Annotated in this window: 16 protein-coding genes, 1 rRNA gene and 1 other annotated feature (1 of these 18 running past the window's edge); of the genes, 2 read left to right on the forward strand and 15 right to left on the reverse strand. The window is 46.2% G+C overall.

What is annotated here, in order from left to right:
* Window positions 1-7: 7 nt before the first annotated feature.
* The 5 genes from rsmA to metG all read right to left on the reverse strand — a co-directional run bounded on the left by rsmA (window position 8) and on the right by metG (window position 5,516).
* On the reverse strand, window positions 8-874 hold the full coding sequence (rsmA, locus tag CB4_RS01530; RefSeq protein ID WP_096463271.1) for a 16S rRNA (adenine(1518)-N(6)/adenine(1519)-N(6))-dimethyltransferase RsmA: 867 nt from the start codon (window positions 872-874) through the stop codon (window positions 8-10).
* A 5-nt stretch (window positions 875-879) separates the two neighbouring features.
* Window positions 880-1,428 carry a ribonuclease M5 gene (gene rnmV / locus CB4_RS01535; RefSeq protein WP_096463272.1) on the reverse strand — a complete coding sequence of 183 codons (549 nt, stop codon included), beginning with the start codon at window positions 1,426-1,428 and terminating at the stop codon, window positions 880-882.
* 63 nt (window positions 1,429-1,491) lie between these two features.
* Window positions 1,492-2,556 carry a resuscitation-promoting factor gene (locus CB4_RS01540; protein WP_096463273.1) on the reverse strand — a complete coding sequence of 355 codons (1,065 nt, stop codon included), beginning with the start codon at window positions 2,554-2,556 and terminating at the stop codon, window positions 1,492-1,494.
* 183 nt (window positions 2,557-2,739) lie between these two features.
* Complete coding sequence (locus CB4_RS01545; protein ID WP_096463274.1) at window positions 2,740-3,507, reverse strand: TatD family hydrolase; 768 nt, start codon at window positions 3,505-3,507, stop codon at window positions 2,740-2,742.
* 29 nt (window positions 3,508-3,536) lie between these two features.
* Window positions 3,537-5,516, reverse strand: a complete 1,980-nt coding sequence (gene metG, locus CB4_RS01550; protein WP_096463275.1) for a methionine--tRNA ligase — start codon at window positions 5,514-5,516, stop codon at window positions 3,537-3,539.
* A gap of 43 nt (window positions 5,517-5,559) precedes the next feature.
* Window positions 5,560-5,788, reverse strand: a binding site (T-box leader).
* 412 nt (window positions 5,789-6,200) lie between these two features.
* Here metG and CB4_RS01555 point away from each other — a divergent pair.
* Window positions 6,201-6,452 carry an AbrB/MazE/SpoVT family DNA-binding domain-containing protein gene (locus CB4_RS01555; protein ID WP_096463276.1) on the forward strand — a complete coding sequence of 84 codons (252 nt, stop codon included), beginning with the start codon at window positions 6,201-6,203 and terminating at the stop codon, window positions 6,450-6,452.
* A gap of 116 nt (window positions 6,453-6,568) precedes the next feature.
* On the opposite strand, the gene rsmI is transcribed toward CB4_RS01555, so the two are convergent.
* From rsmI to CB4_RS01600, 9 genes are all read right to left on the reverse strand, one after another.
* The gene (gene rsmI, locus CB4_RS01560) at window positions 6,569-7,441 is read right to left on the reverse strand and encodes a 16S rRNA (cytidine(1402)-2'-O)-methyltransferase (protein WP_096463277.1); all 873 of its coding nucleotides are present in this window, start codon (window positions 7,439-7,441) and stop codon (window positions 6,569-6,571) included.
* The gene (locus CB4_RS01565; protein WP_096467584.1) at window positions 7,441-8,148 is read right to left on the reverse strand and encodes a tRNA1(Val) (adenine(37)-N6)-methyltransferase; all 708 of its coding nucleotides are present in this window, start codon (window positions 8,146-8,148) and stop codon (window positions 7,441-7,443) included. Before CB4_RS01565 ends, rsmI begins: the two co-directional genes overlap by 1 nt.
* A gap of 124 nt (window positions 8,149-8,272) precedes the next feature.
* Window positions 8,273-8,653 carry a DNA replication initiation control protein YabA gene (gene yabA / locus CB4_RS01570; protein WP_096463278.1) on the reverse strand — a complete coding sequence of 127 codons (381 nt, stop codon included), beginning with the start codon at window positions 8,651-8,653 and terminating at the stop codon, window positions 8,273-8,275.
* 32 nt (window positions 8,654-8,685) lie between these two features.
* Window positions 8,686-9,486 carry a PSP1 domain-containing protein gene (locus CB4_RS01575; protein WP_096463279.1) on the reverse strand — a complete coding sequence of 267 codons (801 nt, stop codon included), beginning with the start codon at window positions 9,484-9,486 and terminating at the stop codon, window positions 8,686-8,688.
* 3 nt (window positions 9,487-9,489) lie between these two features.
* A complete protein-coding gene (gene holB / locus CB4_RS01580) occupies window positions 9,490-10,470 on the reverse strand; it encodes a DNA polymerase III subunit delta' (protein ID WP_096463280.1) in 981 nt (326 codons plus the stop codon).
* A 23-nt stretch (window positions 10,471-10,493) separates the two neighbouring features.
* Window positions 10,494-10,937, reverse strand: coding sequence for a YaaR family protein (locus CB4_RS01585; protein WP_231956114.1), 444 nt, complete (start codon window positions 10,935-10,937; stop codon window positions 10,494-10,496).
* Window positions 10,938-10,992: 55 nt separating this feature from the next.
* Window positions 10,993-11,652 carry a dTMP kinase gene (tmk, locus tag CB4_RS01590; protein WP_096463281.1) on the reverse strand — a complete coding sequence of 220 codons (660 nt, stop codon included), beginning with the start codon at window positions 11,650-11,652 and terminating at the stop codon, window positions 10,993-10,995.
* A gap of 76 nt (window positions 11,653-11,728) precedes the next feature.
* Entirely contained in the window at window positions 11,729-13,201 is a 1,473-nt protein-coding gene (locus CB4_RS01595; RefSeq protein WP_096463282.1) for an aminotransferase class I/II-fold pyridoxal phosphate-dependent enzyme, read from the reverse strand.
* Between the two features lie 79 nt (window positions 13,202-13,280).
* Complete coding sequence (locus CB4_RS01600) at window positions 13,281-13,466, reverse strand: sigma factor G inhibitor Gin (RefSeq protein WP_096463283.1); 186 nt, start codon at window positions 13,464-13,466, stop codon at window positions 13,281-13,283.
* A gap of 160 nt (window positions 13,467-13,626) precedes the next feature.
* On the opposite strand from CB4_RS01600, the gene CB4_RS01605 reads away from it, so the two are divergent.
* The gene (locus CB4_RS01605) at window positions 13,627-14,193 is read left to right on the forward strand and encodes a hypothetical protein (protein ID WP_096463284.1); all 567 of its coding nucleotides are present in this window, start codon (window positions 13,627-13,629) and stop codon (window positions 14,191-14,193) included.
* 151 nt (window positions 14,194-14,344) lie between these two features.
* On the opposite strand, the gene CB4_RS01610 is transcribed toward CB4_RS01605, so the two are convergent.
* Window positions 14,345-14,805, reverse strand: a 23S ribosomal RNA gene (locus CB4_RS01610); it runs 2,478 nt beyond the window's last position.

Raw genomic sequence — 14,805 nt, forward strand, 5'->3', positions numbered from 1 at the left:
GCAAACGCTATAAGATTAAATTGCTGATACGGGCAAACTCTTCAAGCGACAGTGTTTCCCCGCGCCGCGCCGGGTCAATGCCCGCTTCTTCTAGCATGGCCAACATCTCTTCTTTGCGGTCTTTACCGAATAAATTGTTCATCAAATTATTCGACAGTGTTTTACGGCGCTGAGCAAAGCTCGCTTTCACAACACGGTAAAACATCTTCTCACTTTTCACTTCTACAGCCGGCTTCTGCCGAATGCGCAGGCGAAGCACGGCTGAATCCACATTTGGCTGCGGAATAAATACCGTATGCGGCACAATCGTGACGATATCTGCCTCTGCATAAAACTGCGCCAACACACTTAACGCCCCATACGCTTTTGTGCCCGGCGTGGCAGAGATACGTTCCGCGACCTCTTTTTGGATCATGACGACAATATTCTCAAGCGGCAGACGCTCTTCCAACAGCTTCATCAAAATCGCACTCGTCACATAGTACGGGAGATTCGCTACTACACTGACGGAGGATTGTTCTGTGAATCTCTCCTGAATAAGTGAGGCTACATCCATCTCCAGCACATCCCCATGCACAACTTCGGCATGTGGATACGGGGAAAGCGTGTCTGCAAGGATCGGCAACAGCCGCTGGTCAATCTCAATCGCCACAACTTTGCCGGCCTGCCGGGATAGCTGTTCCGTAAGCGCACCAATTCCGGGTCCGATCTCGATGACACCTTTTTCTTTTGTCAGCTCAGCCGCTCCGACAATTTTGCTTAAAATATTTAGGTCGATCAAAAAATTCTGCCCCAGACTTTTCTTAAAGGAAAAGCCGTACTTCTGCAAAATTTCTTTCGTCCGCTTGGGTGTTGCAATATCTCGCGTATCCATTTCCTCTACTCCTCCTGTGCCTCCACCCAGGCCAGTGCATGGGCGAACTCCTCCCGCGTAATCTGTAGCATCAAGAGACGCTTGTGAAGCTGATTAGCGTTTGCATAACCAACCCCAAGCTTCTCACCAAGCATCGTACGCCTTTCTTTAGCGCGTGCGCCTCCAACCAGTCCGGCATCAATCATATCATTCATCGTAATGAGCTCCGCAGGCGCTTCCGCCTCCGTACGAACCGATGCAAGAGCTGCACGAATCACCTCAGGCGTTGCATATTCGACCCCGAGATTGCGTTTTCCTTTTCCGTCCGCTTTTGTAATAAAAGCATGCTTGCATCCTGGTACCTTCTGGCTGATAATTTTACGGATGCGCTCTCCTTGAAAATCCGGGTCCGTAAACACAATCACTCCTCTCGCTTTCTGAGCACGAGCAATTCGCTCAATGACCCAGGGAGGAATGGCAGAGCCACCCGTTTCAATTGTATCCGCATCTACCGCACGTCTAATTGCGGTTGTGTCTGACTTACCTTCTACCACAATAATCTCTTTTATTCTCATCGTAAAATCCTCACTATGTATAAAAGGACAGGAGGACCCTTGTCCCCCTGCCTTATCATACCGTTAATTTGGTTTATTCGGGCCAACAATATGCACTTTTCGATGCTGTACCCCAAAATCCTCTGCCTCTTTGGAAGATGCGAAGAACAGGTCCATGCGGTTGCCTTTAATCTTTCCGCCTGTATCCTCTGCCTTCCGAAAACCGTACCCTTCAATATAAACCCACCATCCAAGCGGTACAACGCTCGGGTCTACGGCCACTGTTCGACCTTCTGTCGCCACTGTGCCTGTACGTGTAGCCGCGTATTCCGGGTCTGATCCCGGCGAGTAAGCGGTCATCCGCACATTCAGTGTTTTACCAGATGTAAAGCTTCCGTCTCCCTCTGCTAATCGCGCTGCGTGGCGTGTTGCTTCCGCACTGCGAGAAGCCAATGTAAGATGCGCCGTACCGACAGCTACGATATGATCTTTCCAATCTTTCGTCACTTCATGGTCAATTAGCTTGCGCGAAGTCGGTTGACCATTCGTGTATACGACTTCATATCGATCTACAATTGTACCATTCTGGCCTTCCTGAATGACTTTCTCCTGTCCTTCAGGCAGCGTGCGATCTTCACGCTTTTTTGTATTGAAGGCTACCGTTTTCTCTTCAGCCACAACCTTTTTCTCGATACGAGTAATCATGATCGTATCGTTCGCCCGTACACTGGCCGTAAGCGCCGGGGTAATCGTGTCCAACTGACCTACTGTAATATGCTGCTCGTCCAGAATATCTTTAACATTATGCAACGGTGTTACAACTTTCTTTTTTTGTCCTGCAATATCGAGCGTAACCGAAATCGCCTTGGAATAATAGACGTGCATCCCCTCTGCCAGTGGTGTCGTAACAGCAGGGGTTATATGATCCGACGGTCCCGGCGTAATGCCACGCTCCGTCAAAAATTCTCCAAGTGTATCCGCCTTTGTTGTGGCGGCTTCGACTTGTCCATCATGGACAAATCGGATCGATTTTTTCGGCCACACATTCATGATAAGCGCAAGACTTACGACAACAAACACGACAATAGTGGTGAGAAGAATAGCTCGAACATTCTTCTGAAAACCTGACTGACTACTGCTTTGCTTCAAAGTCTATCTGCCTCCTTACGTGGTCGAGAGCCATTGTATGCGATTATGCAAAACGTTGTCAAACCAGTTTTTTACATTACGTTTTACAATTATCACAAAAACTCAATGGTGCTTTCGGCTCAATTAATCTCTCAACCGTTGATAAGACTGGGGTAAGGAGGCAGGTATAATTTCACATATGTATTAAATCCGGAATAAATTTTTAGCGTTAGCTGTCGTAATTTGTGCCATTTCCACTACCGAAATATTCTTTAATTCGGCGATCTTCTCAGCTACATACCGCACATATCCACTCTCATTTCGTTTTCCTCGATATGGTTCCGGGGTAAGATATGGGCAGTCTGTTTCAATCAAAAGACGATCCAGCGGAACCGCCTCGGCCACCTCTTTTGGTTTTTTTGCATTCTTGAATGTAACCGGTCCACCAAGTGAGATGTAGAAGTTCATTTTGATGCACTGCTCGGCCATTTCTGGACTACCAGAGAAACAATGCATGATGCCGCCGACTTCTTCAGCTTTTTCTTCTCGTAAGATATCCATGATATCCTGATGAGCTTCCCGGTCATGAATGATGATCGGCAGTTTCAATTTTTTTGCCAGCCGGATTTGTTTACGAAATACATCATGCTGTACATCTTTTGGTGATGTATCCCAGTAGTAATCGAGCCCAATCTCTCCAATTCCTACTACTTTTTTCTCTTCAGCGGCCAGCTTCTCAATCCAGACCAGATCGTCGTCTGTCATCGTGATCGCGTCCTGCGGGTGCCATCCGATAGCCGTATAAATAAAGTCATACTGGCGAGCCAATTCGAGAGACGATTCAATCGTCTCCCGGTTGTACCCGATGTTGCAAATATACGAAACACCGTTTTCTTGTGCCCGGGCAATGACTTCTTCCCGGTCTTCATTAAACTTCTCATCATTTAAGTGTGCATGTGTATCAAACAGCATATGGAATTCCTCCCCTCGATGACTCGATGCTATTTTACGATTGCACCATTCGGCATATCAGCCGGCACAGTGGCAAGTGTTAGCTTGTCTCCTTCTGAGGCAGCCAGAATCATACCGTTTGACACCTCACCGCGCAGCTTCACCGGTTTTAGATTGGTTACACAAATCACTTTCGTACCTACTAATTCCTCTGGTGAATAATATTTCGCAATGCCTGATACAACCTGACGTTGTTCAAAGCCAAGATCCAGCTGTAATTTCAGAAGCTTGTCCGCCTTCGGAATTTTTTCCGCTTCGATCACCTGTGCAACACGGAGCTCTACTTTAAAGAAATCATCAATCGCAATTTCCGGGGCAATTATTTTTTCTTCCGCCTGCTCCTGTGTTTCTTTCTTCTTCTTATTTTCTTCTGCTTGTTTGCGAGCAGCCGCTGTTGTTTCATCAATCGCTGCGATTTCTTTTTCCAGCTCAAGGCGTGGGAATAGCGCAGTACCTCGATTTACTTTTGTACCTGATGGTAGCTTGCCCCATGTTTTAGCCGAATCCCAATCGGTTACGCCTTCACCTGCTGTCAAGCCGAGCTGATTCCAGATGGCAACCGGAGCCTGTGTCATGAATGGCTGTAGGCCAACTGAGATGATGCGAATGCTCTCGGCCAGATTGTACATAACCGTACCGAGACGCGCTTTGTTCGCCTCGTCTTTTGCCAGTGCCCACGGCGCTGTTTCATCAATGTATTTATTCGTACGACTGACAAGCTCCCACAGGCTTGCTAGTGCATTGCCAAACCGCATATTTTCCATATGGTCTTCCAATCCGGCAAATGCGGTACGCGCCGTTTCTTTCAACGATTCATCCAGTACTTCCTCCGCTGTAGGAGCCGGAATAATTCCTTCAAAATATTTATCAATCATCGCTGTTGTCCGACTTACAAGGTTGCCCAGGTCATTAGCTAGATCAAAGTTCAAACGCTGAATGAATGCTTCTGGTGTGAATATACCATCCTGACCAAATGCGATCTCACGAAGGAGGAAGTAACGAATGGAATCCGAGCCATAGCGTTCAATGAGGAACTTCGGATCAATTGCGTTTCCTTTTGATTTCGACATTTTGCCGTCTGGCATAAGTAACCAGCCATGGCCAAATACTTTTTTCGGCAACGGCAGTTCAAGCGCCATGAGAATGATTGGCCAATAAATCGTATGGAAGCGCAAAATATCTTTACCAATCATATGAACATCGGCTGGCCAGTACTTGTTGAATTTCGCATCATCTTCGCTCATATAGCCAAGCGCAGTAATATAGTTTGCTAGCGCATCAATCCATACATAAATCACATGCTTCGGGTCATTCGGTAGCTTGATACCCCAATCGAATGTCATGCGAGATACACTCAGGTCTTCAAGGCCTGGCTTCAGGAAGTTGTTCACCATCTCATTGCGACGGGATTCCGGCTGGATAAACTCAGGGTTCTCTTCAATATATTGAAGCAGACGTTCCTGATAGTTGGACATACGGAAGAAGTAGCTTTCTTCTTTTACAAGATTGACTGCACGTCCACAGTCCGGACAGACGTGTTCATCCTCTTTCTTCGCCTGATGTTCGGTCCAGAATGCTTCACAGGGTACACAATAATAGCCTTCATATTCTCCGAGATAAATATCTCCTTTATCCATAAGCTTCTGGAAAATCTTTTGTACAGCTTGTTTGTGACGCGGCTGTGTAGTGCGGATAAAGTCATCATAGGAGATATCAAGACGCTGCCACAGGTCTTTGATCCAATCCACAATCGGGTTGATGAACTCAAGCGGCTGCTTTCCTTCTTCTGCCGCTCGCTGCTGAAGTTTCTGGCCGTGCTCATCCGTTCCAGTTAGATAGAAGACATCGTATCCGCGCAAGCGTTTATAGCGAGCAAGTGCATCACAGGCAATTGTTGTATACGCATTGCCGATATGCAGTGTGTTACTTGGATAATAAATCGGTGTCGTAATATAATACGTTGGTTTCATAAATTCCCCACCCTTTCATCTCATCAAAAAAGCTCCGCGTCCGCACTGGGACGAGAAGCTCTCGTGGTACCACCCAAATTCCCTGATTGCACACGTCGTACACATACACAAACAGGCTTCAGTCCCGTAACGAGGGATACGTCATTCCCTTACTTGAAAGCTCAGGAACGAAAACTCCGGGGCCATGTTCATCCTACTTTCCTTACCGGCTTCCACCTGACCCGGCTCTCTGAAAAAGTCCGCAGAATTACTCTTCCCATCATCGTTATTTCCATTATTCACTACTATTCTATACAGAATTACCTGCATATAGTCAAGTGAAAGCCGATTTTTGTTCGGCTTTCACTTTTCTCATGGTTTAAAATTACAGTTTTGTCGAATAAAATCACGATTTTTTCTTCTTTTTGTCGAAACTTAACACTTTATAAATAAAGAAAAATTTTACTTTTTTAAAATATATTAGAACAATAATGTCGTTAAAATATTAATTACCTTACTTAAAAAATGAACTTCATACCTTTTATCCAAAATACTGGAATGTAAATTTCGCATTTTTACATTTCAATCCCAGCAATTGGTTGACCTAAAGCTCAATCCCTGATAATATAAGACTACAAACTATTGTCGAAATTTGACGACACATTCAAAGCATACTTAATGGTTTGAGAGGAGACGCAGTAAGAGATGAAATCAACAGGTATTGTAAGAAAAGTAGATGAACTGGGCCGTGTGGTAATTCCAATTGAGCTTCGCCGTACACTGGGTATCGGAGAAAAAGACGCCCTGGAAATTTATGTGGATGGCGAGCGCATCATGCTTAAAAAATATGAGCCAGCATGTATTTTCTGCGGTAGCACCAACGAAACTGTTACGTACAAAAGCAAGATCATTTGTGGAGATTGCCTGAGCGAAATGCCAACTTCGCAAAAAGCGTAATTGTACTAACCAGGTATCGATTACATTTGCACTCCCTGTTACGAACTTCATTATAAATAGATAGAGTGAAACGACAAAGGCGCTCCCTTATAGGAAGCGCCTTTGTCGTTTCATTTCTATTGGTGATACTCATTATATACGTCTCGCTTCGGAACACCACGATCATCCGCCGCCTGCTTAACCGCAACTTTAACAGACATCCCTTGCTCTATATAATGATCCACATGCTCGACTACACTCAACGCCTGCCACCACTCCACTTCTGCATCTGCCGCATCATCATCTGCTCCTGCAACAATGACAGTGAACTCTCCTCGAATGTCTCCCTCGCCTTCCAGAAAAGCAAGAACATCATCAAAAGAGCCCCGGATAAACTCTTCATACCGCTTCGTTAGCTCTCGTCCAAGCGCGACCTGGCGATTGCCAAGAACCTCCTGCATGATATGAAGAGTTTTCGTAATACGGTAGGGTGACTCATAAAAAATCAATGTTTCCTTATATACACGTAGACGCTCTAATTCCTTCCGCTGATCTTTCTTTTCACGCGGTAAGAAGCCCCGGAACACAAAACCGTCTGTGGATAGCCCGGACACGATCAGAGCCGACAAAGCCGCATTGGCCCCCGGAATCGGAATAACGGAGATGCCGTCCGCTACCGCATCCCGTACCAGTTCCTGACCGGGATCGGAAATAGCAGGAAGCCCAGCATCACTTACTAGCGCTACTGATATTCCCTCTTCTTTCAGAAGCCGAATAATCTCCGGTCCGCTTGAGCGCTGATTATGCTCATGGTAGCTAATCAGGCGCGTATCAATCTCAAAATGTGTAAGCAACTTACGCGTCTGACGTGTATCTTCTGCTGCAATGATGTCAACCTCGCGCAGCGTATGAACAGCCCGTACTGTCATATCATCCAGATTGCCGATTGGCGTTGCCACTAGATACAGCTTTCCATACGGACTATCTGCAAAACTTTTTTGAACGAACATTACAATTCCTCCGTTTTGCTGCCATAGTATATATCATGAATTTCCTCACAATACTGTCCGTCCTCTCGATACACAATAAGCGGCGGCAGCACTTTCAGATCGGGCTTTGCTCCACGTATTCCTTCTATTAATACCATATTTGCTTCTGCACCTGGTTTGGGATACACAATCCGCAGGCGCTTCGGTTCCAAATCATACTTCCGCATCTGATCCATGATCTCTGCCAATCGACCAGAGCGGTGTACATATGCTACCTTGCCCCCAGGGCGCACAAGTCGACTACTAGCCGCTATCATCTCTTCGAGTGTAAGCATAATTTCATGCCTGGCAATGGCCACATGGTCACGTTTATTCAGGAATGAGGCGTCGCCTGTAACGGGCATATACGGAGGATTGCAGGTCACCATATCATAGCGTCCGTATCCAAGAAACTGTACTGCTTCTTTTACATCACCCTGATGGACCGTAATACGCTCTTCAAGTCCATTCAATGTCACATTGCGTACAGCCATATCATACAGTCGATCCTGGATCTCAACGGCATCAATCGGACAGCGACTTCGTACACTCATCAGAAGTGGTACAACCCCGCTCCCTGTACATAAGTCAAGAATACGGCCCCGTGTCCGTGGCACACTGGCAAACCGGGCTAACAGAACAGAATCAATCGAGAAACAGAACACTTCTTTGCTTTGAATGATTTTCATGTCTTCGGTCAGCAGATCATCAATCCGCTCATCCAGATACAATGTGATGTCTTTCAACGTACGCTGCACTCCTTCATAAATTTCCTATAAAAAACGACCCGTTCTACATCGCGGGTCGTTTTGATTATCCCTGTTTGTTTAAAAATGAGAGGCAGAATAAACAATCTCCGTCTGTTCGCAAGCTTCCATAATGAACATTGCATATATGAAAACCTTCTTGATACAGACGAGCCAGATTATCGTATCCTTCTCCGACAGCAGGTTGCGTCTTTTCTTTCTTCGTACGGGAGCTAGATCCACTAGCCGCCTTCGGTTTCGGCCGCTTCTCAAGTTCACGTTCACGCTGTTGCAATCGCTCACGTAGATGCTGGTTTTCAATCAGTAGATTTTTATTTTCCTCCAGCAGCGTAATCATACCTTCCTTTAGCTGACCGATCTCCTGGTATAAACCGCCTACCTTCTCTTCAATCAGAGCGAGCTGGTGAAACATGCTTTGTTTATTCACAATCCCACCTCAGTTATTCTCTGGTCACTTCTTCAGACAACACTAATCTCTTCGAGCGAAAATTCCAGCATTTGCTCTGCTTCATACAGATTGACCTGTACTTTACGTTCTAGCAGATTAACCCCTACAACTTTCCCGTATCCCATCGCAGTCGCCACTTCTTTACCGATATCAGGAAGATCATCTTTTGCACTTTCATAGTTGTCATTCTCATACTTCAGGCAGCACATCAACCTTCCGCAAAGACCGGAAATCTTGGCTGGATTGAGTGATAAGTTCTGGTCTTTTGCCATTTTGATCGATACCGGTTCGAAGTCCCCAAGAAAGGATGAACAGCAAAGTACACGACCACAGGGCCCGATTCCTCCAAGCATCTTCGCCTCATCTCGCACACCTATCTGGCGAAGCTCGATGCGAGTTCGGAAAATAGCGGCCAGATCTTTTACCAACTCTCGGAAGTCTACACGACCATCTGCTGTGAAATAAAAAATGATCTTATTTTTATCAAATGTGTATTCTACATCGACAAGCTTCATCTTAAGCGCGTGCGCGGTGATTTTCTCCTGACATACTGCGAAGGCATCCCCAGCAAGTCGCTTGTTTTCTTCCACCTGTAGCCTGTCCAGCTCGTCTGCGATCCGCAGCACTTTTTTAAGAGGCAACACTACATCATCCTCTGAAACTTGCTTGCGTCCGATGACAACCTGCCCATACTCAACTCCACGCGCTGTTTCAACGATGACACAGTCGTTTTTCTCGACTGGAAATTCGCTCGGATCGAAATAATATATTTTACCCGCTTTTTTGAAACGGATTCCTACTACGTCAAACAAACATTATCCCTCCTGCAGACGAAGCACCATATCCTCCAGTGACAGCTGCAGATTCGCGTAATGGGCAAGCCGGTTTTTGGTCTCAAGAATAATCTTCATCCCTGTTGCCAACCGGCGCTGGCTTATGCGTAATGCCTGTTTCTGAAGGGGCTCCACCTGATCAATATTCATAACCTGGGACTCCTGCCCCAACAAGCAAAGAAGTATATCTCGGAACCAAAGCAAAAGGAGGTCAAGAAACAGGTCGATTCGCTCGACTGTTTTCTCTTGTTTCAATAGTTTATCATGAAGGGTTACAAGGGCATACGTCCCCCGCTCCCATATATCCTCACTCAATTGTATCATTAGGCTTCTCAACTGCGCAAACGATTCTGTTTCACAAAGCGCATGCGCCTGCTCAAAATCATTCGTAATTGCGGCAGCCGTACGGGCAAGTCCCGCTTTCATGCCCACAGCCTCTAGCTGGCTCGCGATCTGTTCAGGAGACGGGGCCTGGAACTGAACAATCTGGCAGCGTGACAAAATCGTCGGCAGAAGACTGTGGATCTGGCTAGTAAGCAGGATGGCTACAACTCCTCGCGGTGGTTCTTCCAGAAACTTCAACAAACTATTCGCTGCTTCCCGGCTCATCTTTTCTGATTCTTCCATAATGTATACTTTATGACTGGATTCAGCTGCCCGGTAGGAAAGCTTTTTCTGAAGCGTTTGTACATCCTCAATGCTAATGACATTTTTCTCGACGGCAATCCGGTGAATGTCGAGATGATTGCCCTCTTCAATCAGGCGACAGCTTTTGCAAGTGCCGCAACTGTCTCCATCCTGACGCACACAAAAAATGGCCTTCGCAAAATGAAGAGCCATTTTCTTCTTTCCAGCGCCTTTAGGTCCTGCGAACAGGTATGCATGGGACAGACGGTTATATTGTAAACTTTGATGAAGAAAAGAAGCAGTCCGCTTCTGCTCTGTAAATTCGCTCCACATCATACTTCACTTCTTTCATTTATTTGCTACACGTACATATTGACAAGCAAGCCGCGGATTTCTCCCACTGCATCAAGGATATTAATCCCTTTCTGCTCTTTTTTTAGAACCGCATCGGTTACTTCATTCAGTTTCTTGTCGACTTCGGTAATGATCTTGTATACTTTGCTGCGACCACGACGGCTGAACCCGTTCCGTTCTTCAAGTGCCACACCATTTTTCACTGCTTCTTCCATGAAATTTTTCACAAGTGACTTATACTCTTTCAAGTCTTTGACCGTCCGTGAACGGTTCAGGCGTTCTCCCTGTGTATCGATCTGCTGAATCAGCTTGTTCAGTTTCTCTACATCAAGCTCGCGGCTTCGCTTCTGCATGACTTCGTCGAATTCTTCATAATACTGTGGGATTACTTTTTGCTTCTGCTCAATCCCAAGCGCTTTCTCGATTGGCATATTATCGCCGATGCGCATGCTCAATCATCCTTTCGTCTGTTTCTTACGTTATCGGAAAAAACGATCGCTTCTGTTACGAAGGATGTACCGGATGCTTACGGGCCTGCAAATACAGAAGAATGTCCGCCTGTAGCCCCTGCTGGATCTCTTCTATGGAACGGTTCGCATCCACGGATACGATTCGTTCAGAATACTGCTCACGAAGAGTCATGAAGCCTTCGTATACACGCTCGTGATAGCTCGATGGCTTCTGCTCAATACGATCAGGCCCCTCCTGACTCGCAAAGCGTGTAGCAAGACGCGCCTGGCTTACTTCAAGCGGCAGTTCAAGAAAATAAGTTCGATCCGGTGCAACGCCACCCGTCGCAAAACGGTTTACGGCCAGAATGTCTGACAGCGGCAATCCCAGTCCGTATCCCTGATATGCCAAGCTGGCATCAAGAAAGCGGTCGCACAAAACAATTTTCCCTTTTTCGAGTGCCGGGACGACTTTCTCTCGAACATGCTGGGCGCGGGATGCCGCATACAGCAATACTTCCGTCGCCTCCTCCATCTCCTTGTGTTCCGGGTTCAGCAGAAGCTCTCGAATACGGTCGCTGATCCTTGTGCCACCTGGCTCGCGTGTGAGAATGACTTCATATCCCTGTTCCTGTAAAAATGTATGCATACGCGCGATCTGGGTTGTTTTCCCCGACCCGTCGATTCCTTCAAATGTAATAAAGCAACCTTTCACCTGCTGCTCCTCCTCTATGGGTATACCGCTATCATATCGGAAAAAGAACTGTGTGAACAGCGTAAGAAACAGGAGATTAGCGGAGAATCTTCACCGTCTTCATAGCAGAATCCAAGGCTCCCTGAAAGTACCCTCCTGATTCCTGAATCTGAATAATCGTGTGGGCATGTCTATCTGTAATGATCTCCCCCGGAACGAGAAGCGGAATACCTGGCGGATATGGAATGACCATCTCTGCGCAACAGCATCCGATAGCCTGATCAAGTGGTACAACGACATGGCCGGAATGGAACGCTTCCTGAAGCGGTCTGGCAGGAATAGATGTCTCCCCTGCATTCATCCAAAGCGGCAGGCAGATATCTTCTATATTTTTTGCTACAGGTATTTGTTCCGCCTCCGCCTGTGTAAGGCGTCTATCTATCCGGCTAAGCGCCCCTGCTGTACGCTGGATGGTCTGCTGATCTGTATCCAGCGCAAATACAAGTACAACGTTATGCAGGTCAGCCATCTCCGCTGTACATCCTTCCTCTTCGAGCCATTCTAACAGCTGATACCCCGTCATTTCACGTCTTGTACTTCTAATAATCCATTTCAGTGGGTCATGACTATATATTCCATATCCGCCCGTCCAGATGGTTAAAGAATGGAGACAATTATTTAGTTCGATCTGTGCTTTTTTAAGCCGATCAATGCTTTCTGGCAGCTTCTGGCGTCCTTCCTGTACAAGATAGCGCCGCGCAAGATCTAATGATGCTAATAAAGGATAGGAAGGACTGCTCGACTGTACCATAGCCAGTACAGTAGCCAGACGAATCCGATCAATCCGCTCTCCTTGCACATGCAGCATGGACGCCATCGTCATAGCAGGAAGCATCTTATGAGTAGATTGTACGACAAGATCCGCTCCACACATCAAAGCACTCTCTGGCACTGTTTCTGCCTGTCCATAATGGGCGCCGTGCGCTTCATCTACAAGCAGTGGCACTCCTGCATCACGGCATATTATGGATATATTTTTCAAGTCACTCCCCATTCCGTAATAGCTTGGATTGGTAAGCCAGACTGCTCGTATGCTCGGGTACTCCTGTAGCGCTTTTCTAATAGAAGACGGGTGGAGGCAAGATGCTGCTCCAGTCTCTGTCTCCATCTCCGGCGTGATAAAAACCGGATGAGCTCCTGCTAGCAATAATCCATTAAAAACGGATTTATGCGCATTACGCTGGACAAGAATCTGCTCCCCCGGCCTGCATACAGCAAAGGCAGCGGCTAAATTTCCTGCCGTAGTCCCTCCCACCAGGAAAAATGTTTGCTCTGCTCCAAATGCCTCTGCTGCAAGCTGCTGCGCTGCCGCAATGGCTTCTTCTGGATGATGCAGGTCATCAAGTCCCTTTACTTCTGTAGCGTCAATTGGCAGGATAGACGCAAAATGCATTCGTGCTTCTTGATCAAACACGTGTCCATCTTTATGACCGGGCACATGCAATGATTCCTTTTTAGTTGCTTCATATGTACGAAGTGCCTCATATAGAGGTGCCTGTTTCTGATTCATGCTATACTACTCCTCCTCTCTGTATTCTCCCACATTACCATCCCAAAAAGAAAACCCTTCTTAAAGTTAAGAAGGGCTACTACGCGTTTTGTTTGAGCCAAATCTGGCGCATTTGTTTAATGAAAAACATATATTTATCTTCAGCTGTGTCCGTTTTAATCATCTCTGTTTCACAGTGTCTGCATACAAACGAGTCAAAAATAAAAATACCTTCTGGTTCCTCCTGGCCGCAAACGATACAGTTACGATAATCATGTCCCATCATATCGTACCGCCTTTCTTTTTACATCTATTCTTCCCCATTATATTTATTTTTATACAAAATGTTCATAGTGTTATAAAGTAGTAAATTTAGCCCAAATAATTCGATTTTAGACGCCGATAAATATTTAGAGATACCATTTATTAAGGAAAGAAGGGTTCTGGTGGGTGGATTGGAAAAAATAATACATAAAGGAAAGATAGAAGAAAACGCTACTATATACAGCTATACACTTCATTATCGTTATCGCTGGAAAATTTCTATGATCGTTATGCAGTTGATGCTGCTTGTTGTTTTTGCAATCGGCTTTCTCTATACTGCTGCATTTGAATGGACTAAACTAATGAGTGTAATCGGGCAGCTCGCTCTTCTCTGGATACTGCAGGGGCTTTCATTCGGGGTCTATTGTTTTGTCTCTTCTTATTCGCTACGCTGGCATATTGATGCTCTTTTATCTCCCTGGGGAGGCTGGCGGACAAAAAATCCTCTTTCAATTACAGATTATCAGCAGAATGAGTGGCTTTTTTTCTCCCTTGGCATAGCAGTCAGTCTATTTGTTGGCGCATGGTGGGGACTTTTATACGGATACTGTATGGGAGTTTTTCATGTTGTATGCAGCATTCCTCGTCTCATTACTGTATTTCAACTGCAGAAATGGAAACAAACTGGACGCACATATATTATTAAACATGAACGACTTGGCATCGGATTATATTCTACAGCAGGGTGAATAAGCCAAAACAAAAAACCTCTATCCTAATCAGATAGAGGTTTTTTCTGTACCTTCAAAACTGAATCGAAACGAAACGTAATGCACATGGATGTGCGAACATCGGCGTTGCAACAGGACGTTGCGATTTTAGCCGATGCTCCTTTATATATTGGTTAAGCCCTCGACCGATTAGTATTCGTCAGCTCCGCACATTACTGCACTTCCACCTCGAACCTATCTACCTCATCATCTATAAGGGGTCTTACCAGCTTATGCTGTGGGAAATCTCATCTTGAGGGGGGCTTCACGCTTAGATGCTTTCAGCGCTTATCCCGTCCGCACATAGCTACCCAGCTGTGCTCCTGGCGGAACAACTGGTGCACCAGCGGTGCGTCCATCCCGGTCCTCTCGTACTAAGGACAGCTCCTCTCAAATTTCCTGCGCCCACGACAGATAGGGACCGAACTGTCTCACGACGTTCTGAACCCAGCTCGCGTACCGCTTTAATGGGCGAACAGCCCAACCCTTGGAACCTACTTCAGCTCCAGGATGCGATGAGCCGACATCGAGGTGCCAAACCTCCCCGTCGATGTGGACTCTTGGGGGAGATAAGCCTGTTATCCCCAGGGT

The sequence above is a fragment of the Aneurinibacillus soli genome (genome assembly GCF_002355375.1).
GTDB classification, from domain to species: Bacteria; Bacillota; Bacilli; order Aneurinibacillales; family Aneurinibacillaceae; genus Aneurinibacillus; species Aneurinibacillus soli.